The following is a 13,318-nucleotide window of genomic DNA, read 5'->3' as shown; positions in this document are numbered from 1 at the left end:
GCTGTTTTTTTATTCGTCTTCTTTTTTATCATCGATTTGGAGTTCTTTTTCTGGTTTATGATATGTGTAGAAGCTATCTACAAGCAAATCTAAATGCTCTACTTCTTCACTATAGTTAATGATGGAAGAAATAAGAGGAAAGAGATGTAACCATGTTTTATATGCTTCTTCATCGTCTTTATTTTGATATTCCATAAAGATATCAATTAATTCTTGTTTACCTGTTTCAACTTCATCAAGCATTTCAACTGATTGTTGTTTTTTTGCTTTACCAATAAATTTTAATAAAACTTGTTCATGATAATGCGTTAATGAGTCAAGTTCGTTTTGGATAGATTCCTGAAATTCTTCTGGCATATAGCGCAGTTCATTTTCAGTACGGTGTAATGATTTTAACGTACTTAAAGCACGGCTTGTTGTCGCTAACATTTGTCTGAATAAAACGAGCTTACGAATTTTTGCGAACTTTACTTTTTTCGTATAGCTTCTTTCTTCTTTATACAGCAAATAGTAATGATTTAGTTTGATCATTTTTTCTTTCATACGATCAATATCAGTTTTTAGCGTTGTAAAATCAGAAGCCTGCCTGCTATTCATTCGAATCCATTTTACAATTTCTTCTGTATTATCAACGATACGATGATAAAGTTTTGTTTCATATTTTGGCGGCATAAATACTAAATTTACAAGTGAAGCCGCAATAATACCAATCATAATCGTCGCAAATCGAAGTAAGGCAAAACTAAAGAAATCTTCGCCTTGATACTCCATAATGGCGATAACTGTTACTAAAGCAATTGATATTGTGTTTTCTAATCGTAATTGTAATGTAAGAGCAATTACTAATATACATGTTAATCCAATAATAAAAGGATTATGTCCAAAAGCAGTAGCAAATGCGATAGCAAATATCGCACCAATTACATTTGCTTGAATTTGTTCAAGTGCTGTTAAATAAGAACGGTATACAGACGGTTGAACAGCAAAGATAGCTGAAATTCCCGCAAATACCGGACTCGGTAATTGAAGTAAAATACAAGCAAATAAAGCTAACGTGATGGCAATACCCGTTTTTAAAATGCGAGCACCAAGTTTCATACCCTTAATAAGATCCTTTCTCTTGTCATAATGAATGTACAACATGATACTATACATTCATTACAATATGTTAGCAAGTGATATTTTAGTGACGTTAAAAGAAATTAGTCTTCATTTTATCCCGCTAATTGTGAGTAGTAAGATTACTGCCTCAAAAATCAGAAGCTAGATGCCGGTAAACGCTCGATTGGTGTAGGCTAATTAAAGTTTCACTTTATAATTTTTCCTAATTCCTTTTAAACATCAGTTTTTAGTAAAAAAACCTGCTGAATTTCAGCAGGTCTCAAATTGTTATTATAGATTACTATGAGAAGCGTACTTCGTCAATTTTTTCTTAATAATGAAAATTACTCATTTTACTCTGTTGAGATAGATGGGTCTGCCTGTTCTTTTTTCGGGATAATCTCAAAAAACTGGTTCTGTATATCATCTAATAATGCTGTTAATAAAGCAACTTCCTCATATTGCTCATGTTCGTTTAGTACACGAATATAGTCTAGCAATAATTCAGTTACATCTTTCAAACCATTTTTACTAATTGGTTGTAATGTAACATTTGCCCCTTTTGCAATTCTTCTTTTTAAGGCCTGTTCTGTTAGGCCTAAGTTTGAATCATGACGCAAATAAACAACACCGCCAGTCATGCCAGCGCAAATCCATGGACCAGGGTCACCTAAAACAAGCGCTCGCCCATTTGTCATATATTCAAAAGCAAAACCTTTAATATTGGAGTATGCCCCTATATTTCCTTGCTCTTTTTCACGGAGTGGTTTTGTTATTCTACCTCCAATTATCATGTCTGCCCCAGAAAGGCGAATGCCAGCGCGAGCATCAGCGTTCCCTTGCACGTATAGTGCCCCTTTTTGTGCACCATATCCAAATCCTTTTCCGACAGAACCGTTATAATATACTCCGTCTTTTCCTTTTGATTTCGTTATATAAATCCCACCACCAAAGGAAGTTTTACCAATGCCATCTTGTGCGCCGCCATTTACGTGTATAAATAAATTTTCACTATTGTAAGCGCCTAACCCATTTCCGGGAATAGAACCATTCGTATACTTTAATGTAAGTGGTTCAAGTTGAGTAGCTTCATATAGTTTACTGCGAACGCGATAACATGATTCTAGACCACCCATAACGCGTTGCTCTACACCAACGCCTACTAATTCTTTTGAGTCAGCGGAATGAACTGTCTTAAATTGTTTTTCTGGTACACCATCTGTTGTTGTAACAGATGGATGTTCTATTATTTGTAATAAATTACGTAAGTTTAATAAATTTTCGCCTCGAACTTGCTCTAATAAATCAGAACGCCCAACAATTGCTTGTAAATTTGTACACCCAAGCTGTCCTGTTAATCGTTTTAGTTCTATACCGAAAGAGGTGAATAAATTTAGCAGGCCAGTAACTGCGCTTTCTAATTCGCGTGGGACGAAGCGGCGTAACCCATGTTCCTTTGCTTGTGCTTCAGACTCGATTTGTGTCGCAATTCCGACATGGCAAGTATCTAGATGACACCCACGGCAAGTAGTGCAGCCGATTGCAATCATTGATAGTGTGCCAAATCCAATACGGTTTGCTCCGAGAAGCATGATTTTCAAGGCATCATTTACACTTCGAATACCACCATCTGCCCAAATCTCTACTTTATGTCTCATGCTCGCTTCTAATAAAGCGTTGTGAGCGGCTTTAACACCAATTTCTACAGGAAGACCTACATGTTGCAAGGCGTGAATACGTGCAGCACCTGTTCCGCCATCGAATCCGCTAATGTTAATAAAATCAGCACCAGCTTTGGCGATACCGACAGCAATTGTTCCGATATTAGGAACGACAGGGACTTTCACGGCTACTTTGGCAAGTTGATTAGCTGTTTTAATTTCCGTAATCATTTGAGCTAAATCTTCAATTGAATAAATATCATGGTTATTAGAAGGTGAAATTAAATCTGAGCCAATTGTCGCATTACGTGCTTCAGCGATTTTGGCTGTTACTTTTGAACCAGGTAAATGCCCACCTTCCCCAGGCTTTGCGCCTTGACCGATTTTGATTTCAATTAAGTTCGATGAGTTTAGTAGTTCGGCATTTACTCCAAATCGCCCAGATGCCACTTGTTGTCCACGTGTATGTGGATATTTTCCAATCATATCTTTAATTTCGCCGCCTTCACCGTTCAAGCTAATCATATTTAGCTGATCGGCCGCTTCTGCATATGCGCGAAAGGCAATTTCGTTTTGAGAACCAAATGACATAGAACTAATAATAAATGGAAAATCATGGTTTTTAATGCCGATAGATACTTCTTCAGTTGGAACGACATGTTTTGTTTGTTTCGTTTGAACAAGGTGTCTGATTGCGATGGGATTATTCTCTTCTAGTTCACTTAACTTGTCACGGTAATCATCATAAGAATTTCCTTTTGCAACATCGCCGATTGCTTTCCAAATTCGCGGGAATATATGAAATGATTTTCGCATTCTAATTTTAGGATTGTTATAATCATCCGCTCGCATTTTTGCATCTTCAGCAAGTGATTCAAGTGAAAAAGCTAAATCATTTGAACCGAAGAAATTTGTAATCTGTAATATATTTGCGATTTCTTCATGTAACCCAATAGATGAATAGAGACGTCCGTAACCACGTAACTCATGAATTCCAATTGTTGAAATGACTTTTTCTAATCCTTTATTAAGTGCATTATACAGATTCGTAATTGGTGTTTTTGTTCCGTCATTTACAGTCGCGAATAATAAATATGGATTAATACCATCTGCTCCTAATCCATATAGCGTGACAATGTCATGTAAGGAGCGAAGGGCACCAGAACGTATAACGAGAGAACAATTGCGGCGTAATTTATTTTCACTTAATGCTTGATGTACTTTAGCAGTAACTAAATGTGGATCAATCCACAATCGCTCATTTAGATGGGCTTTTGCGTCATCTAATACTAGTAGGGAAGCACCATTGTTAACAGCAGCTATCGCTTCAGAACTAATGCGGCTTAATGCACATTGTAGAGTTTCTGACGAGCTGAATGTAGCAGAGATTGTGGCGATAGAGTTATGAGTTTTAAATAGCTCTATGAGTTGTTCGTACGTAATTGTGTGTAATTCCTCTGCAATAGGTTGTGCCACGCTTCCTTCTAAAATAATTGGTGAAAGCATTTCAACTACAAATGGCCGTTTTGCGCCGCTTAATAAACTTGGACGCTCTCCAAGTACAGTACGTGTAGAGAAGTGTTCAATTTCACGGTCACGGTCAATTGCAGGGTTTGTAACAACAGCTACACTTTCTTTAATAAAGTCAGCGATATTTCGTCTATCAGTATCAAGTGCGGCAAGTGGTGAGTCATGCCCAAGTGAGCGTATTGGCTCAACGCCTTTTGTTGCCATCTGTTCAAGAAGTTGAATATGTTCTCGGTCCCATCCGAAAGCGACGTATTGTTTCGTTTCAACTTGAACAGAATCACATAGCCCTTGGATTTTTTTCGTTTCAGGGATAGATAAATTTAAATGGTAATTGGTAGTATCAATTCGCTTTTTAAAACGGTTATATACTTGGATTTGATATTTGTCATATTCATAAAGAACAAGTTCATCTTGTTCATTCCATTTTAATCCGACTTTTTCTCCAGGAGCGAGTGGTTTTGGTTCTGCTACATATTTAGTTGGTGATACAACTCCAGGTTCAGAAGAGAAAATATAAGAGCTCTCTGTCTCTACTTTCCATACTGGGCGTAATCCAAGGGAATCAACGCTGAAAACAGCTTCATCTTTAAAACGGGAAATGATGCCAGCTGGTCCTTGGGCAAAATGTCCCCATGCTTCACGTATATACGTATATAAATCTTGTAAAGGTGTTTCATAAAGTTTAATTTCATTAATAATTGGTGGGAATAGAATTTCCATTGCTTCAAATAAGCTGTAGTTGTATTGAACAAGTAGGGTTTCTAAGGTGCGGTTTAAATCTTGAGAGTCACTGCCTCCTGCAGTAAGTGGTACATCAATCATTTCGGCTTGATCGCGTAATTTCGCAATTGTGTTAATTTCACCATTATGTCCGAGAATGCTAAATGGTTGTACACGAAAAAAATTAGATAATGTATTAGTAGAGTAGCGGTTATGTCCTAATGTCATAGTTGAAGCGATAAGCGGATGTTGTAAATCATTATAGTAGGCAACAAGCGTATCACCAGCACCTAGAACTTTATATACAACATGATCACGACTTAATGAAGCAACATGAATTGCTTCGTTTTCCTCTATTTTTATTGTGACAGAAAATAATGTTTGCTCAATATTTGTAATTTCGTTTTCTGCGATAAGGGCAACTTGCCAAAATAAAGGTTCTTCTTGTTTACCAAGTGGACCGAGCGCATCTGAGTTTGTTACATCATCACTTTCGAAAATGATAGTAAAGTTTTTGTTGTTTAACTTTGTACGAATATAATCTTTTAAGGCAGTAATGTCTTCTTTTTTATTTAGAAAAAAATGTCCAACGATAAAGTGGGGATGATCCACAATCGTTGGATTATATCCGCTACTTTTTAGTTTTTCATTCCAAAGCGTTTTTGGTACATCAATGTGAATGCCGATGCCATCGCCCTCACCATTAATGAAACCAGCTCTATGATTCATTTTGACGAGTGATTGTATGCAAAGGTCAATGTTTTCTTTTGTAGCAATTTTTCGTTTCTCCATAACGGAAACGATTCCACACGCATCATGTTCTGCATTTCTATAATCTCGAAATAAAGACGGTGTCCATGTATTTTTTTTATTGAGCATCCGTCAATCCCCCCTCTTGTAAAAGTTAGAATAATCTTACTATTTAAGGTGCGAATCACCTTGTACACAGAGATAGTAATGCTGTAAAAGAATATAAAACAGATAATTATGAATAATTATACTATTAATACGGAATTTATGAAATAGAAAAAAGGAAAAAAGAAAGGTGAGCTTTCTTTTTTCCTTTTAATGACGGGATTATTTATTGTCTGCTAGGGCAGCAAATGCTCTGCCGACAGCTTCGATTGTATATTCAATATCTTCTTTTGTATGTTCTGTAGTTAAGAACCATGCCTCGTATTTAGAAGGTGCTAAGTTAACTCCTTCTTGAAGCATAAGCTTGAAGAATTTACCGAACATTTCACCGTCTGTATCTTGTGCGGCATCGTAATCTTCAATTGTGTTTGTTGTGAAGTATACAGTTAAAGCCCCTTTTAGACGGTTTAATGTAATGTCGATATTATGTTTCGCTGCTTGCTCTAAAATTCCTTTTTCAAGCATTGCACCAAGTTCATCTAATTTCTCATAAAGCCCTGCTTGTTGAAGTACTTCTAGACAAGCGATACCTGATGCCATAGAAGCAGGGTTTCCTGCCATTGTACCAGCTTGGTATGCAGGTCCAAGCGGAGCAACTTGTTCCATAATTTCTTTCTTACCACCGTAAGCACCGATTGGTAAGCCGCCGCCAATAACTTTACCAAGCGCTGTTAAGTCAGGTGTCACACCAAGTAAGTCTTGAGCACCACCGTACATAAAGCGGAAAGCAGTAATAACTTCATCATAAATTACTAGTGCGCCAGCTTCGTGAACAAGTTCATTCACTTTTTCAAGGAATCCTGGTTTAGGCTCTACAATACCGAAGTTTCCAACGATTGGTTCTACAAGGATAGCTGCTACTTCATGACCCCATTTATCTAAAGCCTCTTTTAAAGTTTCTACATTATTAAATGGAACGGTAATAACTTCTTGTGCAATACTTTGTGGTACGCCAGCTGAGTCAGGAGTTCCTAAAGTAGAAGGACCAGATCCAGCTGCCACAAGTACTAAATCAGAATGACCGTGGTAACAACCAGCGAATTTCATGATTTTTGTGCGACCTGTATAAGCACGAGCAACACGAATCGTTGTCATCACTGCTTCTGTACCAGAGTTTACGAAACGGACTTTATCTAATGCAGGCATTGCTTCTTTTAACATTTTTGCGAATTTTACCTCTAGCGCTGTTGGTGTTCCATAAAGTACCCCATTTTCAGCAGCTGTTGTAATTGCTTTTGTTATATGCGGATGAGCATGTCCAGTAATAATAGGACCGTATGCTGCTAAATAATCGATATATTTATTTCCGTCTACATCCCAGAAATAAGCGCCTTTCCCACGTTCCATAGCAACAGGAGCGCCGCCGCCAACTGCTTTAAAAGAACGAGAAGGACTATTAACACCGCCAACGATATGCTCTAAAGCTTCTTTATGTAATGCTTCTGACTTTGTGAATTTCACTACAATTCATCTCCTTACAAAAATCTATGTATTATTCTAACATGTTTTTCGAAAAGACGTATTGTTTGTGATAGCGCAGGCAGTTGGGTAAACTATTCGTTGTGACATTTAGGAGGGGGGTCCGATTATGAAATCGGTAATTGAGGTACAAGGGTTACGTAAAGAGTTTACAGCCTATTCAAGTCGTCCGGGCTTAAAGGGTGCATTTCGCGATTTATTAAATCGTAATTATAAAATAGTACCAGCAGTAAATGATGTATCTTTTACTGTAAAGCAAGGTGAAATGGTTGGTTATATCGGTGAGAACGGTGCTGGTAAATCAACAACAATTAAAATGCTTACGGGGATTTTAACTCCGACATCAGGGCAAATCACAGTAAATGGAATGAACCCGCATAAACAAAGAGAAGAATTTGTAAGAACAATTGGTGTTGTTTTTGGACAGCGTTCGCAACTTTGGTGGGATATTGCAGTACAAGAATCGTTTCGTTTATTAAAGAAAGTGTACGGTGTATCAGACGCTCAGTATAAGGAGCATATGGAGCACGTAATTGAAACGTTAGATATAGGGCCTTTATTAGATAAACCAGTTCGAAAATTATCTCTTGGTCAAAGGATGCGTTGTGAATTAGCGGCAGCCTTAATTCATAATCCACCGTTATTATTTTTAGATGAGCCAACAATTGGGTTAGATGTACTTGTGAAATTGAAAATACGTGAATTTTTAAAAGAAATGAATGAACGTTATAAAACAACAATTTTATTAACAACACACGATATTACTGATATTGAAGCTTTATGTGAGCGCGTTATCATGCTGGATGAAGGGAATATTATGTATGACGGTTCTTTAAGTAATCTTCGTACGCAGTGGGGAGCAGAGAAGGAAATTCACTTTCAGTTTGTTGCACCAGTTTCCTATCAGGATTTATCAATGGTTATGCCAGATAATCATGTCGTTTGGTCGAAAGCGAAAGAGGAAAATGCATGGATTGCAAAAATTCCGAATGAAGAAGTTATTATTTCAATGCTTATTTCTAAAGTAGTACAAGCATTTCAAATTAAAGATTTAAAAATTAACGAAGTGTCTACAGAGGAAATTATTCGTAACATTTATGAAGAAGGTATTACGCATGGGTAAGTATATTGAAATGATTCGAATTCGCTTTTTAATGATGCTTGCGTATCGTACAAATTACTATAGCGGGATTTTAATTTATACGATTAATATCGGTGCTTACTATTTTTTATGGCAAGCAATTTATAGCGGAAAAGAGAATATTGAAAGTTTATCTATTTCGCAAATGACCACGTATATCGCAATCGCGTGGATGGCACGTGCCTTCTATTTTAATAATATAGATAGGGAAATTGCGATGGAGATTCAAGAAGGACGTGTGGCTGTAGAATTAATTCGTCCGTATAACTATTTGGGAATGAAAGTTATGCAAGGTCTTGGCGAGGGAATATTCCGTTTTGCCTTCTTTTCCATTCCAGGCATGGTTATGGTTACGTTATTATTTTCGTTGCAAATTACAACGAATTTTCAAACTTGGTTATATTTCTTCTTATCTTTAATATTTAGCTTTATTATTAATACACAAATTAATTTAATGACGGGAATGCTTACGTTTTTCCTATTTAATAATAGTGGGATTATGTATGCAAAACGCGTTGTTATTGATTTATTTTCAGGTCTATTATTACCAATTAGTTTTTATCCGTTATGGGCTCAAAAAGCAATGATGTTTTTACCATTTCAGGCTATTAGTTATATTCCAAGTATGATTTTTTCTGAAGGTATACAGGGGAGTAAGTTGTATGAGGCTTTAGTATTTCAAGTGATTTGGGCGATTGTACTTATTCTTCCAATTGTACTCATGTGGAGAACGGCGAGAAAACGTCTAATTGTACAAGGGGGATGATGAGATGATATATATAAACTTATTTTTACAATATGCAAGTCAATATATAAAAACGAAATTGGAGTATCGAGGCGATTTTATCGTTGGTTTACTTTCTGATTTATCGCTTCAAGCAGTTAATTTAATATTTATTCTCGTTGTATTTGGGCATACACAAGCATTGAAGGGATGGAGTCGAGAAGAGGTAATCTTTATTTATGGTTTCTTTTTAGTGCCATTTGCCATCTTTTCAGCTTTCTTTAATATATGGGATTTTAATGATCGATACATTATTAAAGGGGAGATGGATCGTGTATTAACGCGACCGATCCATAGCCTATTTCAAATTATATTAGAAAGAATGGAACTTGAATCTTTAATTGGAGCTATTACAGGGATTGTTGTAATGGGATATGCAGCTGTGGAGTTACAATTATCTTTTTACTGGTATGATTTCTTCTTATTTATATTGATGGTAGGAGGAGGAGCACTTGTATATGGAGGGATATTTGTTACGTTGGCGAGCCTTGGTTTTTGGTCGGATGCGAAAAGTTCAATTATGCCTCTTATGTATAATATAGGTAATTACGGGCGCTATCCTGTTAATATTTATAATCGTGTAATTCGTTTCATTTTAACGTTTGTTTTACCGTTTGCATTTGTTGGAGTATATCCAGCGGCATACTTTTTAAGAAAAACAGAATGGAATAGTTATGCATTTGCGACGCCAATTGTTGGTGTTATCTGTTTTACGATTGCAATCACCCTCTGGAACCAAGGGGTAAAAAGGTATCGTGGCGCGGGTAATTAATTATAGAAGCTTGTTCGTTTCTAAGGGATAAATCAGTTCTCCACCTCATACATATAAAATGAGGTGGAGGACATGTTATGGGGATTTATTCTATTAATTGCAGCAATCGCTATTTTGAAAAGTGTCCAATTATTATGGAGTTCCTATTCGGATTCAACGCGTTTTTTTTCGCTCTATAATTTGGCCACATTATTTTTAATCTATACAACAGTACTAATCGCATTTGGATTAAGTTACGTTGTATTAGAGGAAATGGGTTTCGCAGTTTTGAAAGAGGACGGAGAAAGTTTGAACGCTCATTCTTTTCAACTCGTCGAAGTTTGTTTATATTTTAGCGCAGTTACTTTATTGTCTGTTGGATATGGTGACATATCTCCGATTGGAATTGGGCGATGGATTGCAATCGCAGAAGCGCTAATTGGATATACACTCCCTTTTGCTTTTGTGATGAGGTCTGTAATAGACAATGAAAAATAAGGAAGCATTTGTTATAGTAAAGGAAAAGAGTAGGAGTGATAACTATGATTACAGTAGGAGAAATGGCACTAGAATTCACATTAGAGGGAAGTAACGGAGAAGAAGTTCGCCTAGCTGATTTCCGCGGTAAAAATGTAGTTCTCTATTTTTATCCGAAAGATATGACGCCAGGATGTACAACTGAAGCATGTGATTTTCGTGATGCGTATGGAGTATTTCAAGAGAAGGATACGGTTATTCTTGGAGTAAGTCCTGATTCAGCGAATAGACATTTGAAATTCATTGAGAAACATGAATTGCCATTTACACTTTTAGTAGATGAAGATCATAAAGTAGCAGAGTTATACGATGTTTGGAAGTTAAAAAAGAACTTTGGGAAAGAGTATATGGGAATCGAGCGTTCTACATTCCTTATTAATAAAGACGGTGAACTTGTAAAAGAGTGGCGTAAAGTGAAAGTGAAAGGACATATTGAGGATGTTCTTTCTTATATAAAATAAATCTACATTGGAGATAAAATATGCAGAAACAAGGCAAGTGTCTATACATATTTTACTCCCTTACATAAAGTGGAAGTGTAGGGCATACCTCCTCAGATGATAGTATTCCAAGTGCGATTATGTCGCACTTTTTTCTATGGAATATATGAAGAAAAAAGGGAAAGATACATAAAAACAAGTCCTGAATATAAAAATAAACTACATACTTATAGTAGAAATATTGACGATTTATAAGAAAAGGAGTACACTCTTTATAAGAATTATAAAATAATAATCCGTATAGAATCGGGGTGCATGACGGTGGTCAAAGAAGAATTAAAAGAAGCGCTAGAAATGCTGAAAAATACGGGTGTACGCATTACTCCACAGCGTCATGCTATTTTAGAGTACCTTGTGGAATCAATGACGCACCCAACAGCGGATGATATTTATAAAGCATTAGAAGGTAAGTTTCCAAATATGAGTGTTGCAACTGTCTATAATAACTTACGTGTGTTTAAAGAGGTTGGACTTGTAAAGGAATTAACTTATGGAGACGCTTCAAGTAGATTTGATTATGTTACAAGTCAACATTATCATGTGATTTGCGAAAAATGTGGTAAGATTGTTGATTTTCCTTATGGAGGCTTGGAAAAGCTGGAAGAGGAAGCTGCGAAAACGACAGGCTTCGTTATCAATAGTCATCGCTTAGAAATTTATGGCGTTTGTCCAGAGTGTCATAAGGCGTAATATATAATAAAGAAAGAGGCTGACGGCTATACGTCAGCCTCTTTCTTTATTATATAAGGATTAGAGTGAGGCTAATCGGGATTTACAGTGCTAAGTTAGTAAGAAGGGTTAGATAAAAGTTTGTCGAATTTACTTTGTATTGGTGGAAATGAATTCTGGGAGGGGACATTTTGAAGAAATATGAGATTAAAAATAACATTCCAACATTGGAAGAATATAAATATTTATGTGATTCTGTGGGATGGACTAACTATATGAACTTTGAGGTGGCGGAAATATCACTTCAAAATTCGATTTACTGTATAACAGTCAAGGATAATAATCAAATCATCGGCATGGGGAGAATTGTTGGTGATGGGGCTATCTATTTCTATATTCAAGATATAGTGGTTCATCCAGAGTATCAAAAGAATGGTATTGGAAAGAAAATAATGAATACTTTAGTAGAATACTTAAATCAGAATGCTCCAAATAAAGCATTCATTGGTTTGTTTGCGTCGCAAGGTAAAACATCATTCTACGAAAAATATGATTTTAAAGATTATTCGCCTAATATGACAGGGATGTTTACTGTTATTTCGAAAAAATAGGTGTAATAAATTTAATAAAACAATTAAAAAGTTGATTTTTTAAGAAATCAACTTTTTAATGAGTTGAAACATTTGTAGTGTTGCAAATTCGTATTTCCCTTGATACTTATGATTTATAACTCTTCTTATTATACTTTTCATCAAATTCTTTTCCTTCTAGATCTCGATCTAGTGTTAAAGGTTGATTGCAGTGCATACATGCATCGACACGGCCGAGCATTTTTGTTGGCTTATCACAGCTTGGGCAAATAATTTGGATAGTCTTAGTAGATAACATACCAATCCAAAAGTAAACGACAGTGCTAGCGATAACAGCTAAAAAGCCAACCATCATAAACGTTGTCATAATAATAATGTTTTCGCGGAAAAAGACACCTAAGTATGCAATGAAGAGGCCGATAAATACTAAACTTAATGCAAAGGTCCGGATTTTATTGATTTTGTTTGAATACTTAATGCTCATTCTCACCACGCTCCTATACTAATAATATAACATAAAATTTAGAATTTTCACTCTCGTGTAAATTGATAAAGGGATAAGATATGAAATGAATAGGAGGGGAGCCATGAAGAATGAATGGACGCTATAATGATTTTTACAGCGGTTTTTAAGTTTTTAACGGGATGTGAAATTTTTTTATAAAAAGTATTGACCATGTATATACTGCATGATATATTAATAACCGTCGCTGATGCGGAAACGCAGAAAACGACAAAAAAGAAATAAAAAACTTAGTTGACATTGAAAAATGAAGATGTTAACATAAGGAAGTCGCGAATGAGCGACTAAGTAGTTCTTTGAAAACTGAACGAAACAAACAACGTGAAACGTCAATTTTTATTTTAGATGCTAGACAAACTAACTTTATTGGAGAGTTTGATCCTGGCTCAGGATGAACGCTGGCGGCGTGCCTAATAC

The 13,318-nt window shown here is 36.0% G+C and carries 11 protein-coding genes; 7 read left to right on the top strand and 4 right to left on the bottom strand.

Annotation, left to right across the window (positions count from 1 at the left end):
- Nucleotides 1-9: 9 nt before the first annotated feature.
- The 3 genes from ACTFRY_RS25325 to hemL all read right to left on the bottom strand — a co-directional run bounded on the left by ACTFRY_RS25325 (nt 10) and on the right by hemL (nt 7,388).
- On the bottom strand, nt 10-1,098 hold the full coding sequence (locus tag ACTFRY_RS25325; RefSeq protein ID WP_000765787.1) for an aromatic acid exporter family protein: 1,089 nt from the start codon (nt 1,096-1,098) through the stop codon (nt 10-12).
- A gap of 356 nt (nt 1,099-1,454) precedes the next feature.
- Entirely contained in the window at nt 1,455-5,891 is a 4,437-nt protein-coding gene (locus tag ACTFRY_RS25320) for a glutamate synthase-related protein (protein ID WP_098616485.1), read from the bottom strand.
- A gap of 198 nt (nt 5,892-6,089) precedes the next feature.
- Nucleotides 6,090-7,388 carry a glutamate-1-semialdehyde-2,1-aminomutase gene (gene hemL, locus ACTFRY_RS25315; RefSeq protein WP_000673236.1) on the bottom strand — a complete coding sequence of 433 codons (1,299 nt, stop codon included), beginning with the start codon at nt 7,386-7,388 and terminating at the stop codon, nt 6,090-6,092.
- Between the two features lie 127 nt (nt 7,389-7,515).
- Here hemL and ACTFRY_RS25310 point away from each other — a divergent pair, with 127 nt between their 5' ends.
- The 7 genes from ACTFRY_RS25310 (at nt 7,516) to ACTFRY_RS25280 (ending at nt 12,399) form a co-directional block, all read left to right on the top strand.
- A complete protein-coding gene (locus tag ACTFRY_RS25310) occupies nt 7,516-8,529 on the top strand; it encodes an ABC transporter ATP-binding protein (protein ID WP_016117129.1) in 1,014 nt (337 codons plus the stop codon).
- Complete coding sequence (locus ACTFRY_RS25305) at nt 8,522-9,313, top strand: ABC transporter permease (protein WP_098616484.1); 792 nt, start codon at nt 8,522-8,524, stop codon at nt 9,311-9,313. Before ACTFRY_RS25310 ends, ACTFRY_RS25305 begins: the two co-directional genes overlap by 8 nt.
- A gap of 4 nt (nt 9,314-9,317) precedes the next feature.
- The gene (locus ACTFRY_RS25300; RefSeq protein WP_000639388.1) at nt 9,318-10,103 is read left to right on the top strand and encodes an ABC transporter permease; all 786 of its coding nucleotides are present in this window, start codon (nt 9,318-9,320) and stop codon (nt 10,101-10,103) included.
- A 72-nt stretch (nt 10,104-10,175) separates the two neighbouring features.
- A complete protein-coding gene (locus tag ACTFRY_RS25295; protein ID WP_000964343.1) occupies nt 10,176-10,580 on the top strand; it encodes a potassium channel family protein in 405 nt (134 codons plus the stop codon).
- A 44-nt stretch (nt 10,581-10,624) separates the two neighbouring features.
- Nucleotides 10,625-11,080, top strand: coding sequence for a thioredoxin-dependent thiol peroxidase (gene bcp / locus ACTFRY_RS25290; RefSeq protein WP_098616483.1), 456 nt, complete (start codon nt 10,625-10,627; stop codon nt 11,078-11,080).
- 300 nt (nt 11,081-11,380) lie between these two features.
- On the top strand, nt 11,381-11,809 hold the full coding sequence (gene perR, locus ACTFRY_RS25285; protein ID WP_000237829.1) for a peroxide-responsive transcriptional repressor PerR: 429 nt from the start codon (nt 11,381-11,383) through the stop codon (nt 11,807-11,809).
- A gap of 170 nt (nt 11,810-11,979) precedes the next feature.
- A complete protein-coding gene (locus tag ACTFRY_RS25280; RefSeq protein WP_098616482.1) occupies nt 11,980-12,399 on the top strand; it encodes a GNAT family N-acetyltransferase in 420 nt (139 codons plus the stop codon).
- 106 nt (nt 12,400-12,505) lie between these two features.
- On the opposite strand, the gene ACTFRY_RS25275 is transcribed toward ACTFRY_RS25280, so the two are convergent.
- Entirely contained in the window at nt 12,506-12,862 is a 357-nt protein-coding gene (locus ACTFRY_RS25275; RefSeq protein WP_000025058.1) for a YgzB family protein, read from the bottom strand.
- Nucleotides 12,863-13,318 lie beyond the last annotated feature (456 nt).

This window comes from Bacillus cereus group sp. MYBK195-1 (assembly GCF_051916605.1).
GTDB classification, from domain to species: Bacteria; Bacillota; Bacilli; order Bacillales; family Bacillaceae_G; genus Bacillus_A; species Bacillus_A cereus.
This window is presented reverse-complemented; position numbering and strand designations above follow the sequence as displayed.

Bases quoted from the DNA above. Each gene is read 5' to 3' on its own strand.
- ACTFRY_RS25325 (WP_000765787.1), bottom strand. From the start codon at position 1,098: ATGAAACTTGGTGCTCGCATTTTAAAAACGGGTATTGCCATCACGTTA.
- ACTFRY_RS25320 (WP_098616485.1), bottom strand. From the start codon at position 5,891: ATGCTCAATAAAAAAAATACATGGACACCGTCTTTATTTCGAGATTAT.
- ACTFRY_RS25310 (WP_016117129.1), top strand. From the start codon at position 7,516: ATGAAATCGGTAATTGAGGTACAAGGGTTACGTAAAGAGTTTACAGCC.
- ACTFRY_RS25305 (WP_098616484.1), top strand. From the start codon at position 8,522: ATGGGTAAGTATATTGAAATGATTCGAATTCGCTTTTTAATGATGCTT.
- ACTFRY_RS25300 (WP_000639388.1), top strand. From the start codon at position 9,318: ATGATATATATAAACTTATTTTTACAATATGCAAGTCAATATATAAAA.
- ACTFRY_RS25295 (WP_000964343.1), top strand. From the start codon at position 10,176: ATGTTATGGGGATTTATTCTATTAATTGCAGCAATCGCTATTTTGAAA.
- bcp (WP_098616483.1), top strand. From the start codon at position 10,625: ATGATTACAGTAGGAGAAATGGCACTAGAATTCACATTAGAGGGAAGT.
- ACTFRY_RS25275 (WP_000025058.1), bottom strand. From the start codon at position 12,862: ATGAGCATTAAGTATTCAAACAAAATCAATAAAATCCGGACCTTTGCA.